Below are 13,825 nucleotides of genomic sequence, written 5' to 3'. Positions count from 1 at the left end.
CTGTGGCAACCGCATCGGATCTGTTTATTGGATGCCGCTGCAAAGTGGCGGCGTCATCTTCAGATGATCCGAGGACAAGCGACAGCGATACGCAACCCCCCATGATCAAATGCGCGTCCTCGCATGGACTTTCTCACGTAAATCTGCGATAAGAATGCAGGATTTACAGAGGGATAAGGTTTTTTTCACCTCTGTTTTGCGCCTTTCTGGCGAATTTTAGCCATCCTCCATCTGATTGATTTTCTTACAGTAACATTCCGAAGCGGAAGTTATTTGATACTTCTGTTCCACCAGGTCTATGCAAGGTGCGTACGGTCGTTCGCCAAACGACTATTTTGTCGTATGAGCGGCCATACATCGCTGTGTACCAAACCCGATCGGTCCGCCAGGTTAAGGCTGAGGCTTACTCTGTTACGAAACCGCAAAAACCTGGAATACGAGTGGACTAGGCTGACTTTCTTGTGTCGGCCTCTGCGTTAGCCCGCAGAAGAGACATCAACATGGGTCCAATCGCGAACTCTCCTTTCTCCGTTCGCCGCGTCAGATCGCGAAGATAGGCGCCCGCAGATTTGATCTGTGAGGTTCGTTGCAGGATACAGGCGATCACCGTTGCCGTGTTCTCGACACCCATCACCTCACACGCTTTCTGGTGCGCTCCAGGGCCAATCTCAAGCATGGTTCGGACAATGATCGAAGCAGCCGTAAGGTCACGCCAATTGCTGATCTGGCCGCTGGGACTGTAGGCGGTGATTTCCGGGCATGCGCGGATGACAAGATCCAGGGGGAAGGCTTTTAGCGACGAGTACCCTTCTCTTACATCTTTTCCACGGACTTGGTTGCCTGGCTCCTGCTCTCCATTCCGCTGAATGATTTTGTTTTCGGATGGATGGATTACTTGGGTTTTGCTCGGTCTGTCGGCCGTGGACAACGTTGCGTGTCGTTCTACCGGTTGGGCTTCAGATTCAATTATGGATTCGGAGTCTGAATTCTGTATGTGCCGCTCATTTTGATAGTGATTGGCGCTCAGATTTTTTGTTTTTGCGTGCTTTTCCAGTCGGTTGACGATTTCGAGATGCAGCAGATCCAGCTTTTGGAGCAGAAGCTCGAGTTCAGCCATGCTGGGTGAACGTGGAAGGCTGTCGATGAGATGACGGAAACCGCAAAGAACAGCGTTCCAGTCGCCGGTGACGGCTTCGATTATCGCAGTTTCGATAAGCTTGGCGACATCCCGCCGGAGCAGGCTGATGCGTTCGCGAAGCGCCTGAACGTGCAGGCGTTCGGCCACCACCTCAGCAGCGAGATGTTCGATCTCGTCGGCGCGCGAAAGAAGAGGTGCAAGCGAGAAGCCGTACGCCTGGTGAAGATCCCCTGCCCGGGTTCTGCGCGCATAACGCTTGCCGTTGGGACTGTCGCGACGGACAATGAGTCCAGCCTCGACAAGAGCCGCAAGGTGGCGCCGGATGGTTTGCTCCGCCATGCCGTGCGCGCGAAGAGATAATTGCGCGTTCGATGGGAACACGATGAGGTTAGCATCATCCGAAAGCTCTATCTTCGGATAGAAGCTCAAAAGCGCGTTGAGAACGGCAAGCGCTCGATCAGTGATACCGAGATGAGGCTTGGCTTCGCAGAGCGCACGATAAATCTTCCACTTGTCGACCGATTTGACTGTCTCATCATGCCGGGCCCTTCTTTGAGCTACCAACATGGCAAGCGTCATCGGCCGCCGCCCGAAGGGCGTCGTCACATATTCAGCTTCCATTTTCTTTCACCTACGTTGAGGCAAAAGAAATCTGCTCACCAAAACGATGCCAAAGACTCTTGACTGTGATTCGTGGAAATGCGATTCTGGATGTGCTTAAGATCGAGAAGGGCTTCCACGACGACGTCGCTTGGGGGCCTTTTTCTTTTGCTGCTTACGTTTCCTTTCCTTGTTGGAATTCGTTGAAGAGAGATTGCAGTCTCTCCTGCACAAACTGATCGAATCCAGGAGCCGCCTTACTGTCGAAGACAAAGGTGGCACGAGCCGGCGTTCTCTTAAATGTTACAGGCACGCCAGATATGGTCGACGGAACGGTCTCAGGCTTCACTGAAGCGGGCTTGCCGATCGCCAGAACCATGGCCTGCTGGAAGCGCTCATCGCTCGACAGCTTACGGCTGTTGTCCGCGGACAACTCGACGATGATCGGCTCATGGGCGACGCCTTCGAGGCGCTCTCCCAATTCAAGCCAACGCCTGCGACCGATATCCGGAGCCGGGCCAATTGCGCTGATCAGCGCCAATGGCACCTGTCTCATCACGATAAGCATTTTCGACAGTGCAGCCTTATCGACACCCAGCGATGCCATGATGATATCCCGGCCGAAATCACGCTGCTCCAGCCGCAACGCGAAAAGCGCTCGCTCGATGTACGAAAGGTTCGTACGCGCACTGTTTTCCTGCCCTTGGCTTATGACAAGCTGATCATCGGTCAGCTGCCGAATGACGGCACGAACCTTGATGCCAAGCTCTTTCGTGGCAGCGAGACGGCGATGGCCGTAGGCAACCTGGTAACGCCCCTTGGTTTCCGGATGCGGTCGCACCAGAATGGGAACCTGCTGACCATGCTCGCGGATCTGCTCGACAAGTTGGCCAAGCTCGACGGGATCGATCTCGAGACGATCGGTAACGAAGGATCCGTCAATCAGGTCAGTGTCGAGCTCAACGATGGTCTGGCCCTCGGCCAGTTGTCGTTCAAGATCGTTTGCCCGCTCCATCTTCTCGGTGATGTTGCCAAGTGTTCGAGTGATCCCGCCCACGGGACCGCCGGCCCTCGCCTGCGGCAGAAAGCCGGCTATAGGGCGGTTATCCTTCGACGCAGAAGCATCTGTGCGCACCGTATTCGGAGCGGAGATTTCAAGCAGATTTTTGCGCGCCATCTATTCTATTTCCTTCCCCACGTTGTGCGGATATGCGTCTCGATCTCGCTATTGACGAGGTTGAGCGAATCTAGAGCGCGGTCGTAGGTGCCCCTGGTGAATTGGGCACGTTCTACCTCGTAGAGGGTCTGCTTGGTAACGCCGGCATCGGCAACAGCCGTGGACTTGACCATCGCATTTTGAAGCATGCGATTGCCGAAGATGGCTCGCATGAAGCCTGTCATCTGGCTCTGCGGCCCGTCATTTGGCTCGAAGCGCGTGACGAGGTAGCGCATCCAGTCGTAACTGGTACGACCTCCGGCATTCTCGACCACGGTCATGAGCTCGCTCGTCATGGTCAAAAACTGCGACATCGACATGACGTCTAGCATTTGCGGATGGACGGTAATCAGAATGGATGTTGCCGCACACAGCGCCGACATCGTCAGAAAACCGAGCTGCGGTGGGCAATCGATAACGACGATATCATAGAAGCCCTCGATCTCGGTCAATGCTTCGCCGATGCGGGCGAAAAACATGGTTTCGGCTCTACCAGCCGCCATCACCCTTGGCGTCTCATGCTCGAACTCCATGAGCTCGAGATTTCCAGGAATGAGATGCAGGTTCGGGGTATAGGTCGAACGAACGATGTCGGAGATCGGCCGGGGCGTATCGTAGCGAATGGCGCCGTAGAGCGTTTCGCCCTCCCCGACATCAAGTTCCGGCTGATGTCCGAACAGAGCGGACAAGGAAGCCTGCGGGTCGAGATCGACGGCCAGCACCCGGTATCCCCTGAGCGCCAAGTATTGGGCCAGATGGGCAGATGTCGTGGTCTTGCCGGAGCCGCCTTTAAAGTTCATCACCGAGATGATCTGCAGCTTCTCAGATCCCCTGCGCCCAGGCACGTATTTGGGTGTACCGTTTCGCTCGTCGAGAACCCGGCGGATGCGGTCCATATCTTCGGCGGAATAAAGTCGGCGTCCGTTCGAAAGCGGATCCGGGCCGTGACCTTCAGCTGCGATCTGGCGGAGGTAGCCCTCGCCTATGCCGATGAAGGCGGCAGCTTCGGCCGGCGAAAACATCCGCATCGTCTTTTGAGACTGAGGCGGGAAGAGTTTTGCCTGGTGCTGCTGCAGCTGATATGACAGCTCTTGCGCATCTGTTGCCAGAAGCGTCGGAAGATGCTCTTGATCGTCCTTGAGTGCGAGACTCGGTTGCATAGTCGTTTTCCCAATTAACTGCGCAATTGTGACGGAATACCGCGGAACTACGCAGTTATAATATGCTCCGATTCGTTGCCGTTTTACAAATGCTTAAACATTTGGCAGAATTTAGCGGGTTTTGCTCGCGAAATGCCCGAGGCTCGCTGAGAGGGATGGCCACGTTGTGCGGCGTGATGGCCGTGGATCGGGGAGGGGATCGTGACCGCTGATCGATCGCTCATGGAGAGGGTAGTCCGCGGACTACCGCATAATGGGCCACCTCACGGGATGGGGCCAATCACAGTGCTTCGAGCGAGGCCGTCATCTGGTAAGGCTCCGCATTCCGCGTTTTCTTGGTATCGGAGCTTACGCGCGGCCCGTAGCAGGGCGAACGCTGCCCTTGCAGACGATCAAGCTGTCTCGGATTTTAACGGGCCACGCGGTCGGAGAGTTTGCGGCCGCCGAGAAGCGAAGCCCGGATCAACTCAGCCTTGTTGAGGGTAGGCGGCGGTGGCGATTTCGGTTCAGCAGCGGGTGCAGTAGGCTTGGCTTGCACCTGCCGCAATGCCGTAAGGCGCTTTTGGGCCGCAAGCCTGTCCTCGTCCGACAATTGTTCAATCGGATTGCCCGCGATGTCATGACGCATGGAATCCGGCTGGGCACAGGCAAAGTAATATTGCTTGGAGTGGAGAAAGGAACTCGTGGCGCGGCGAAGCGACATCACGGACATGTCAGGCTTCAGAAGCGGCCGAATTTCGTTCCAGAGACCGAGCGCGAAGGGACGAATGATATCGCCCGGTTTCGACGGCAAAATATCGATGGCGTGAACCAGAAGTGAATTGATCGCCTCTGCCTTCTTGACGTCGAGCGCCGTTGCCACGATCGGCCCGCGATTGGTCGTCCTGGGTTCTTCCATGAAATCGTTCCTCTGCCTTGAAATCCATTACGAACTGATTGTGAAGCGATTTTGACGGAACGGCAAAGAATCCGCCTTCGGCTGCTGATGGGTTCGACAAGTCGCTGTCGATATATGCAACCGCGGCACCAACAGCAAGTTTTGGTTAACCAGATTTTTATAGTTGGCGCATAGCTTACGTCTGGCCGCGAAAGGTATCGAGTGCGCGGCGCCTCTCCCTCTCCCTCTCCCTCTCCGACGACGTCGACCGATCTGCGCCCCATTGAGCGGCACTGCGAAATGCTCGGTTGTTGCGCTCTATATTTCGACCGGAAACCTCGTGATCCTACACTCCGTCTTGGCGGTGATATCGGGTTGTCCAGCCTCGCCACGAACGGCCTCGGCCGACGCCGCTGCTAGGGTAGGGAGGATTGCGTAGCGATGTTATGTCTCGCGGCCGCGTCCTCCCGCACTGGCCGATCCGAGTAAACAATAGAGGAGCGCTTTGTCATATCGGTTGAAGGCTGAGCATCCAAGCCGTCTTGTTTCGTTATCGGAAGTGCCGCTCAGCTCAACCTGGTTCGCATTAAGTGCTGTTTCGGCGCGGCTCTTAAAGATCCGCAAATATCTGTTCAAGCCTTAAGAAAACAGGGTTGGCGCATTGGCGGCTTGGCGATACATACGCGGTGACTATAAGTGCCAACCTGCATTCGAATCGATTGCCTGCTTTCCGGAGCGCTAACTTGAACGTTAAGACATTCCTGTCGCTGAGCGTCGTCCTCTCACTCTCGCTTAGCTCGAATGCACTTGCTTTCGACAAGGCTGCCTTCTTCGACGCAGCGCTTTGCAAGCCAGCCTATTCCACGAAGTTGGCAATGAAGATGTATAATGAAGCCGAGAAGCTTGCGAAGGCGGACACATCGCTGCTGACGGCTGCCGTCTATAAATTACCTGCCGACTTTGGCCGTCAGGGTTTCAAGACAAGCGAGCTTATGTTTGCCGGCACCAGCTTCGGTGTCCTGGTGGAAGGCTTGCGCGCCGATGACCTTGCCAAAGCCTATCAATTGAAGTCGGACGGCCTCGGCAATCTGCTCGGGACGGCGACAAAGTCCTATGGCCGTGCGCTAGCGAAGGCCGAGCAGCCTGCCGCTGACATGGGGGTGGTCTCTGTGGTTGCCCGCGAGTCCTCCGCCTTTCCCGGTAAAACCCTTCTCGCCTGCGAATTCGTCAGCAACGACGATCTTGAGGCGATGAAGCAGTTGCAGGCGAAGTGACGTCATCGGTACATGCAAAAGGTATCTGCATTGACATGCGGACGCGCGAAAACTTATGCATCTCCGCCTCGTCCGAATCTTAAAAGTCGCTGGTTGTCCGCGGACAACTGCCCGGCTCCCCGTGACTCAAGAGACACTGCCCGCCTTGCGGAAGTAAGGCGTAAAATAGCTTCATTATGACTTATTGCAGGCATGATTTCAGAGGGATAGACATCGCGCGATCAGGCGATGTCGACGGCAATTGGGGGTACGCGGAGCAAAAGGGGTGGCGCCCGCGGAATTTTCGAGCCGATAACGACGGATACTCAGTTAGGTGTGTATAAACATCGGCCTTGAATCCGAAGGCTGGCGCTGCCGATTCCGCCGGCGGGCAAATCATGATTCCTTCCTGCTATGGGGAAGAAGCCACTGCCATCCGTTGAGCATGTTGAGACGCTATCGCTGGTGGCGATGCGCCGGCTCGTCGGGGGACTTGTCGAGGAGCTGCACGCGATCAAAGCGGAGGTCGCGACCCTACGATCCGAGAACGAAGCCCTGCGGCAGGACAATGCCGAACTCCGATTGGAAAATGTCCGCCTGAAGGCCGAGAACCAGCAACTGCGTGACGAGATCGCGCGGCTGAAGAAACTGCCGCCACGTCCACCATTTCGACCATCCGGCATGGACAAGGCAACTGATCCTGCCAAAGACGACCCCAGGAGTGATCGAACAAGCGGCAAGCTGCCTCGCGGCCCTAAGCGCGACAAGAACCGGATCACCCGCACCGTGACGTTGAAGGCCGACGTACCCGAAGGCTCACGCTTCAAAGGATACAAGAACTTCCTGGTGCGCGATCTGGTTCTGTCGGCGCAGCTCGTGAACTATCGCCGGGAACGCTGGCTGACGCCCCAGGGCAAACTGATCACGGCCCCATTGCCAGACGGGGCTGCCACCGGCTTTGGTCGCAACTTGCGTAGGATATGTCTGGCGCTCCACGCGCAGGGACAAGTCACGACGCCCAGGCTGACGGAAATTCTCAACAGCGTCGGCGTCGAGATCTCGAAGCGGCAGGTCCTGCGACTGCTGACCACGCATCTCGATCCGTTTATCACCGAAGACAGCGCGGTTCTGCATGCCGGACTGGTTTCGGCGCCCTTCATCACCGTCGACGACACCGGCGCCCGCACATCAGGCGCAACGCCTACACCACCCAGATCGGTGGTGAGCGCTTTTCCACCTTCCGCACCAGCTTTTCCAAATCGCGGCTCAACTTCCTGTCGATCCTGAAAGCAGGTCATCAGGACTATATCCTCAATGACGAGGCGATGAATTGGCTGCAGACACAGGGCGCCGAGCAGGCACTCATGGGGAAGCTCCAGAGCAGATCCTCCATTATCTTTGCCGACCAGGTTGCCTTCCTGGAATATTTGACCGGCAGAGGCATCGATATCTTTGATCGACAACTGATGCGGCTGCTTACCGAAGCCGGCAGCTGGGGCGCGATCCGTCATCACGGCCTCCTCGGCAACACGGTCATTGTCTCCGACGATGCCGGTCAGTTCCGTGTCGGCAATCACGCCTTGTGCTGGATCCATTGCGAGCGCCTGTTACAAAAGCTGATGCCGGCAAAGCGACGAGAGGTGCGATGCGTCGAATTGATCCGCGACCTCGTCTGGCGCTTCTACAAGGCGCTCAAGGTCTGGAAGCAACAACCATCACCGCAGGCAGCTCATGCATTCCGGCGCAGGTTTGATCGCATCTTCACCCTGCGCACCGGCTATAACGCCCTCGATACGCTGTTGGCGCGTTTGCATCGGCGGCGGCGGGAGCTTCTCAAAGTCCTCGAACATCCCGAGATTCCGCTGCATACCAATGCCTCGGAAAACGATCTGCGGACTTTCGTCACCAAGCGAAAAATCTCCGGTGGCACGATGAGCCCAGCGCAAACGAAGTTTGTCGCGTGACGGTCGTATCGCTCGCGACGTCATGCTTGGCTTACTGAAGACCTGTCAGAAGCTCGGCATCTCATTCTATACCTATCTTGGCGATCGCCTTGGTCTTACATCCGCCGGATCGACAGTGCCGCCCCTGGCTGACCTTGTCCTGACGACAAACTGAGATCAGCCTTTTCTCGAAAACGGCACCAGCTTGCCGGACCGTGCTTCTTCAACCCGGCTTTCCTTCCGCAGCAGCTGCGGGGAAACATTCCACTGGCGGCCGGTGTCGGCGTGCACCGTCACCGTCTTGCGGTTCCGACGGATAACGATGCCCGTCTGCGTCTGGCCGCTGTTGTCTTCGAACATGACGCGCTCACCAATCGCCAGCTTAAGCAGCGCGTGGGTGGTCTTTTGCTGATGCAGAAAATGCAGTCGATCAACGATCTGATCGTGCAGCTCAATCAGTTCCGCTTCACTCAAGCCGTCAAGGGTGATCCCGCGCATCCCGATGCCTCCATGCAAGGCAATCGTCGCTCCCGACAAGCATCAAAACAACCCCGTATCAGCGACGACCCACAGGATCTTTCACCAAAGAGAACTTTGCCCGTGCCACCCCTTTTGCTCCGCGTACCAATTGGGGTAAGTGGGGCAGATTGTGTGGCACTGCCGGTTCGTTGGGCAACGTCGCTGAATGCGGCCAAGCGTGCGTCCAGTTGCTGTGCGCTGGCGGCCCGCTTGGTATCTCTTCATCGAGAGCCTTGTTCAATTCAAGAGCGAAGCGGCGCCATCGCCCACGTCAGCGCCTGGCGATCGACATTGCATCCTCGGTCGATCTTGCGGAACACCGGCCGCTGTCGCGGTTTCGGCTCAGCCGGGCTTGAAGCCTATCACCATCGAGTCCGGCCCCAGCAACGGTTCGACGCGTGTGGCCACGAAACCGGCGTCGCGCATCCAGGCCTGGCAGTCGCCGCCAGTGTAGTCGAACCCGCCGCGGGTCTCGATCAGCATGTTCAGGCTCATCAGCAGGCCGAAAGCGTTCAAGCGGCGCTCGTCATCGATGACGGCATCATAGACGATCACTGCCCCACCGTTCGGCAGCGCGGCAAAGGCCTTTTCCAGTAGCATCCTTTTCTCCGCAAGATCCCAGTCGTGCAGGATGTGCCCCATCAAGATCACATCAGCATTCGGCATCGGGCCGTCAAAGAAGTTGCCGCTTTGGAAGCGGACACGGTCAGAGAGACCCTGCCGGGCGACGAACTCGTCGAATATCGGCTGCACGGCGGGCAGGTCGAAGCCGATGGCCTGAAGATGCGGATGCGCTTGCGCGATAACCACTGGCACCATGCCCTGTGCCGCGCCCACATCGACGAAGGTCGTGTATTTCGACCAGTCGAACCGCGCGGCGATCGCCTGCGCAGCACCGGCGCTGATCCCGCTCATCGCCTCGAGGAACCCGCGCAGGCGCGCCGGCTCTGCATAGATCGCGGCGAAGAAGTCTTCGCTGTGCTTGGCTTCATTCTGCGGCTCCCCGGTGCGCAGGGCTTCGGTCAGCGAACCCCAGAAGCCGTAGAGCCTGGCATTGGCCATTTCGAGCATGCCGCCGATATAGGAGGGCTTGCCTTTGTCGAGGAAGAGATCTGTATCAGGGGCATTGCCATAGCGGCCGTCCTCGCGTTGAAGCAGCTTCAGGGCCACTAGGGTGTCGAAGAAGTCGCGGGCAGAGCGGGGATGCAGTTGCAGCCTGGCCTGCAGGTCTGTCAGGCTGGCCGGGCCGGCTGCGAGCACGGTGAAGACGCCGAGCTCGACCGCGCTGAGCATGGTTTTGGAAGCCCAGAATCCCATGCCGAGCTGCATGATGTTGTCCGGCGTCGTTTCGCTCATCGTACGTCTCCTCTTGGATCGTATCGTCGAACGGCAATCTGGGATTGATGCGGAAACCGAAGCGGCCCGGTCTGGCAAGCCCAGTCCCGTCTCGTCGAGGCACCCTGCAATGGAAAATAGAGCGTTTGACGATGCCCTGCAATTAATCAATAAGCACTACGTGGACAAGCGAATGCTCGTGCATCCGACGAACCATGCCTCGACCATTTGTTGCCGCGTCTGTCATGTAGCCGCAGTTGCAAACACGTTTCCGTCCGCCCGTCCGATCAGCTCGAATGTAGTACATCCCTACAATCACACAGTCGTCTTCAACAACAAACGTGCTGCCAGCGATTTTGCCCCGCTTGCCCCCTTGCGGATCCGGAGACACTCCAGTTCTGAACCCGCCGATGACCATAAGGCCGATCTTTGCGCAACGCCGACCTTTGCCAAGGGTTTTAGTCGCAACTAAATTGCACCGAACAACCAAGCCAGAAGCACGAGGGTGGAGACGAGCGCCAACCACAATTGCTCCCGCAAGCCGCGCTTGGCGTCCTTTTTGGAAATGACCTGATACGCTCTTGTCCGAATCTTCTCCGCATCCCCATCAAGATCGCGTGTCCTGAAATGCTGTTCGGTTTCGTTCTGCAATATTGGGTTTCCGGTTTCTCCTCGGAAAGGCGAACTGTTCACGCAACCTTTCGGCTGACGAAAAGGGCGGTTTGCTTTTCGACTTCCAGTACGCCGTTGCCAGCTCGAAACGCGTCCGCGATCGCCGTGCGGAACTCGGAGAGTTTTGCTTCGCTAGCGCCTTCGCCCGGAGGGTAGGAAGTGAGGGCGAAGAATACGTCTTCGGGCTCTGTCACTCGCATGCGCGCTGGGTATTCGGTCATGGCGACATTTCCGAATTGGACTTGCATCAGCCGTTTCGCAGCATCATAGCCGAAGGCGGTGCCGGCGGGATCGTGGGGAGGGCTGCCGAATACGGTGGTCAGCTCATACATCTTGAGCATGTTGTCAGCGCCATTGGTCGTCACCGCGAGAAACCCGCCCGGCTTCAAGACGCGATACATTTCCGCCGCGCACTTAGCCGGCTCCGGCAGGTGATAGAACATATGCATTGCTACGACGCGTCCAAGGAGCCATCGGCGTAGGGCAAAGCCGCGGCATCCGCCTGCCGACCCGCGATGCTGCCAAAGGGCAGGGGACTGCATCGTTCAATGGCTTCCTGAACCATGCCTGGGGAAAGATCACAAAGCATCAGGCTCAGATTGTCTGGCAACGACGCTGCAGCCGCTACCCAGAACCAGCCGGGGCCGCAGCCGATATCAAGAATGTGATCGCCCGATTTCAGCGGGAGCTGTTGCGCCACCCATGGGAACCAGCCGATTTCGGCAATAGTATATTCGCTGTTGAGACGAGCTCGGGCGGCGAGCTTTTGGCTATCCGCGTACTGCTTGTCGTTGCCTGAGGTTATGGACGACATGACTGGCAGCCTCCAGATCTGCAGCGTTCTCGATCTCCAGTCGAGTGCCTCACTGCAGTTCAATTGTGCTCGATAATAGAGGCTTTGCCCGTCATTGCAATGATAGCTTGTATGATAAGCCGCCTCGTCCCCGGGGCCGCGAGGTAGACGGCTTGCCCGACCATAATGCCTGCAATGGAAGCAATCTTTCAGATAACTTGGCACTTGTTCATGCGAGAAGAAGCGGTCTCAATGCATCTACCAGCCCAGTGCCGCCGCGGCGGAGCTCCCCCACATCGCTTTCTACATCTATCCTGCCGGCATTGTGAGCGGTGTAGAGCTCTACCAGCAGCTGCGCATATTCTTCGGAAAGACCTGCGCGCAGCAGTACGTTCTGCCATTCCGTTTCGGGCAAGGGGAGGGCGGTGACGTTTCGACCCGCGAGCAGGCCTATGGCTGCGGCAATGTCGTTCGGCGTGTAGCGCTGCGGACCCTCGGCGTGGACGATGCGCAGCTTTGCATCATTGCTCTCCAAAAGCAGTTCGGCCGCGATGGAACCGACATCGAAAGCGGAGATGATGGGAAGCAGCTTGGCCTGATTGTGATAGAAGCTTGGCAACTGGCCGGTTTCGGCTGCCACCTTGGTCAATCGTGCCCAGTTTTGCATATGCTCGGCCGACCGCAGGAAGATCAGTTTCGAGTCGAGCTTGCGCAGACGCGCCTCCAAAGCATGAAAAATCAAGGTAACGCCGGTTCCGGAACTATGCTGGGCACCATAGTCGGAGATGGCTAGGACTTGCCGCGGATTGGCAGCCGTCAAAGCTTCGGCGATCGTTTCAATCGTTTGCAGCATGTTCGCTTGCGCCCGCTCAGCGCGGACGTTGACCGGGCAGATAACCTGGACCGCGCGGGCTCCGTTCATTGCCTCAATGAGGGTGCGGCGATCGTTCAGGTCGGCGATGGCAATCTCGCAACCGAGGTCTGAAAATGCCTGCGCCTTCGTCGGGTCGCGAAGCACAGCGCGTACCGGTATCCCCTGTTTACGTAGGGCGGCGATGGTGGTGCGACCAACCTTCCCGCTGGCGCCTAGAATGACATGCATCGTCTCTTCTCCTGTTCGTCTGCCCGCAACGTTAGCCGTCGGCGTGCAGCGGTTCGCACAGGTTTGGACGATTGATCGCAGGTTCGGACGATAATCGATGTCAGGAGTGCATTCGCATGATCATGCCGGGCGTGAGCCCGAGAAGCCGCCGCATCCAATGCGTCATATGGCTTTGATGAGCAAAACCGGCGGCCAGCGCGATCTGGGCGAGCGGCATATCCGCCGTCAGGAGGAGCGCTTTGGCGCGCTCGACACGGCGTGTCAGGACATATTTGTGAACCGGCATGCCGAAGGTGGTATGAAACAGCGGCTTTAGGTGCGAGATGCTAAGGCCGGCGACGATTGCAAGATCGGCCAGAGACAGGGATTGATCGATATGATCCTCAATGAAGTCGGTTAGACGACGCTGTTGCCGGCTGCTCAGCGCCGCACGATCATTGTTGGTGGCCGACAGCCCCTGCCCATTCTCATCGACCAGACGGATTGCCAGGGCCATGCCCAAGGTTTCGGCATAGGTGCTGTCGGATGGTACGGTTGCCTCGATCTCCGCCTTGATGGCCCAGGCGATCGACTCGAGCCGGGCATCGCGAAGCTGGAACCGCGGAGCAAGAGAAACGGTTTCGGGGTCTTGCCCAAGCTCCCGGGCGGCCGCCTGCAGGAGTTCCGGCCGGACGGTCAGTCGCAGAATGGTGCAATCGCGATCATCTTCCCACCAGCCATCCATTCCGGCTGGAACGATATCGATATCGCCGTGCTTTTGCTGACGGCGAAGATCCCGGCCATCGCATTGGCAATGAGCGTTTACCGCGCGACCGAAATGGATACCCAGGCGATGGCTTTCCGTTCCAGGGACATGCGTGCGGCCGGCACGGATATGAAGAAACTCGGCACCCAAGCCCTTCCAGCCGCGATCCCTGCTGGAAAGGAGAGTAGCGGTCGAACTGTTGAGATGATCCATGACTTCCCGTTCCTACCAAGCCCATCCCTCAAGGTCTGAGGCGATCAGGATGCAGAAACTATAGGGAAAATCGCCTGGTCGGTCGAGGTGCCCGCAGATCGTCCGTCCAGCAGCAGCGAAAGCAGAGACGCTCCGCAGGAAACCGTGCTGTCGAACTTTGGCAGCGTCGCTTCTGTCAACCATACGGTTCAACAACGTCACGCCCAAACAATACGGCCCCGGCTGGTGGACCGGGGCCGCGCAAGTAGAAGCTCCGAGG

General features: G+C 57.6%; 13 protein-coding genes and 1 pseudogene. 4 read left to right on the top strand and 10 right to left on the bottom strand.

The annotated features are described in order from the left end of the window. Positions 1 to 445 precede the first annotated feature (445 nt). The 4 genes from repC to QD461_RS09190 form a co-directional block, all read right to left on the bottom strand. A complete protein-coding gene (gene repC, locus QD461_RS09205; protein ID WP_414087460.1) occupies positions 446 to 1,759 on the bottom strand; it encodes a plasmid replication protein RepC in 1,314 nt (437 codons plus the stop codon). Between the two features lie 154 nt (positions 1,760 to 1,913). Next, positions 1,914 to 2,915: a plasmid partitioning protein RepB gene (repB, locus tag QD461_RS09200; RefSeq protein WP_414087459.1), complete on the bottom strand. Its 1,002-nt coding sequence runs from the start codon at positions 2,913 to 2,915 to the stop codon at positions 1,914 to 1,916. 5 nt (positions 2,916 to 2,920) lie between these two features. Further along, positions 2,921 to 4,114, bottom strand: a complete 1,194-nt coding sequence (gene repA / locus QD461_RS09195; RefSeq protein ID WP_414087458.1) for a plasmid partitioning protein RepA — start codon at positions 4,112 to 4,114, stop codon at positions 2,921 to 2,923. A 409-nt stretch (positions 4,115 to 4,523) separates the two neighbouring features. Then, positions 4,524 to 5,012: a ProQ/FINO family protein gene (locus tag QD461_RS09190; RefSeq protein WP_414087457.1), complete on the bottom strand. Its 489-nt coding sequence runs from the start codon at positions 5,010 to 5,012 to the stop codon at positions 4,524 to 4,526. A gap of 722 nt (positions 5,013 to 5,734) precedes the next feature. On the opposite strand from QD461_RS09190, the gene QD461_RS09185 reads away from it, so the two are divergent. The 3 genes from QD461_RS09185 (at position 5,735) to QD461_RS09175 (ending at position 8,208) form a co-directional block, all read left to right on the top strand. Then, entirely contained in the window at positions 5,735 to 6,265 is a 531-nt protein-coding gene (locus tag QD461_RS09185) for a hypothetical protein (protein ID WP_414087456.1), read from the top strand. Positions 6,266 to 6,658: 393 nt separating this feature from the next. Continuing rightward, entirely contained in the window at positions 6,659 to 7,531 is an 873-nt protein-coding gene (locus tag QD461_RS09180) for a cell division protein ZapB (protein WP_414087455.1), read from the top strand. 38 nt (positions 7,532 to 7,569) lie between these two features. Beyond that, positions 7,570 to 8,208 (top strand): IS66 family transposase, encoded by a 639-nt coding sequence (locus QD461_RS09175; RefSeq protein ID WP_414087454.1) that lies wholly within the window; start codon positions 7,570 to 7,572, stop codon positions 8,206 to 8,208. Between the two features lie 156 nt (positions 8,209 to 8,364). Here the strand turns inward: QD461_RS09175 and QD461_RS09170 are convergent, their stop codons facing one another. Next, entirely contained in the window at positions 8,365 to 8,685 is a 321-nt protein-coding gene (locus QD461_RS09170; protein ID WP_414087453.1) for a hypothetical protein, read from the bottom strand. A gap of 363 nt (positions 8,686 to 9,048) precedes the next feature. Next, positions 9,049 to 10,062: a methyltransferase gene (locus QD461_RS09165; RefSeq protein ID WP_414087452.1), complete on the bottom strand. Its 1,014-nt coding sequence runs from the start codon at positions 10,060 to 10,062 to the stop codon at positions 9,049 to 9,051. Between the two features lie 109 nt (positions 10,063 to 10,171). Between QD461_RS09165 and QD461_RS09160 the strand changes: the two genes are divergently transcribed. Beyond that, positions 10,172 to 10,513, top strand: a complete 342-nt coding sequence (locus QD461_RS09160; RefSeq protein WP_414087451.1) for a hypothetical protein — start codon at positions 10,172 to 10,174, stop codon at positions 10,511 to 10,513. On the opposite strand, the gene QD461_RS09155 is transcribed toward QD461_RS09160, so the two are convergent. From QD461_RS09155 to QD461_RS09140, 4 genes and pseudogenes are all read right to left on the bottom strand, one after another. Next, positions 10,510 to 10,692, bottom strand: a complete 183-nt coding sequence (locus tag QD461_RS09155; protein ID WP_414087450.1) for a hypothetical protein — start codon at positions 10,690 to 10,692, stop codon at positions 10,510 to 10,512. The genes QD461_RS09160 and QD461_RS09155 overlap by 4 nt on opposite strands. Before the next feature lie 38 nt (positions 10,693 to 10,730). Then, a pseudogene (locus QD461_RS09150) lies at positions 10,731 to 11,527 on the bottom strand (class I SAM-dependent methyltransferase). Between the two features lie 208 nt (positions 11,528 to 11,735). After that, the gene (locus QD461_RS09145) at positions 11,736 to 12,608 is read right to left on the bottom strand and encodes an NAD(P)H-binding protein (protein ID WP_414087449.1); all 873 of its coding nucleotides are present in this window, start codon (positions 12,606 to 12,608) and stop codon (positions 11,736 to 11,738) included. Positions 12,609 to 12,708: 100 nt separating this feature from the next. Continuing rightward, positions 12,709 to 13,566, bottom strand: coding sequence for a helix-turn-helix domain-containing protein (locus QD461_RS09140; protein ID WP_414087448.1), 858 nt, complete (start codon positions 13,564 to 13,566; stop codon positions 12,709 to 12,711). Between the last annotated feature and the right edge of the window lie 259 nt (positions 13,567 to 13,825).

It is taken from the genome of Rhizobium sp. BR 314 (assembly GCF_047445805.1).
Classification (GTDB): Bacteria; Pseudomonadota; Alphaproteobacteria; order Rhizobiales; family Rhizobiaceae; genus Rhizobium; species Rhizobium lusitanum_B.
Note: the sequence above shows the minus strand (reverse complement) of the source record. Positions and strands in the feature narration are given on the sequence as shown.

Bases quoted from the DNA above. Each gene is read 5' to 3' on its own strand.
- QD461_RS09140 (WP_414087448.1), bottom strand. From the start codon at position 13,566: ATGGATCATCTCAACAGTTCGACCGCTACTCTCCTTTCCAGCAGGGAT.
- QD461_RS09170 (WP_414087453.1), bottom strand. From the start codon at position 8,685: ATGCGCGGGATCACCCTTGACGGCTTGAGTGAAGCGGAACTGATTGAG.
- repA (WP_414087458.1), bottom strand. From the start codon at position 4,114: ATGCAACCGAGTCTCGCACTCAAGGACGATCAAGAGCATCTTCCGACG.
- QD461_RS09175 (WP_414087454.1), top strand. From the start codon at position 7,570: ATGAATTGGCTGCAGACACAGGGCGCCGAGCAGGCACTCATGGGGAAG.
- QD461_RS09160 (WP_414087451.1), top strand. From the start codon at position 10,172: ATGGAAAATAGAGCGTTTGACGATGCCCTGCAATTAATCAATAAGCAC.
- QD461_RS09145 (WP_414087449.1), bottom strand. From the start codon at position 12,608: ATGCATGTCATTCTAGGCGCCAGCGGGAAGGTTGGTCGCACCACCATC.
- repC (WP_414087460.1), bottom strand. From the start codon at position 1,759: ATGGAAGCTGAATATGTGACGACGCCCTTCGGGCGGCGGCCGATGACG.
- QD461_RS09180 (WP_414087455.1), top strand. From the start codon at position 6,659: ATGGGGAAGAAGCCACTGCCATCCGTTGAGCATGTTGAGACGCTATCG.
- repB (WP_414087459.1), bottom strand. From the start codon at position 2,915: ATGGCGCGCAAAAATCTGCTTGAAATCTCCGCTCCGAATACGGTGCGC.
- QD461_RS09165 (WP_414087452.1), bottom strand. From the start codon at position 10,062: ATGAGCGAAACGACGCCGGACAACATCATGCAGCTCGGCATGGGATTC.
- QD461_RS09190 (WP_414087457.1), bottom strand. From the start codon at position 5,012: ATGGAAGAACCCAGGACGACCAATCGCGGGCCGATCGTGGCAACGGCG.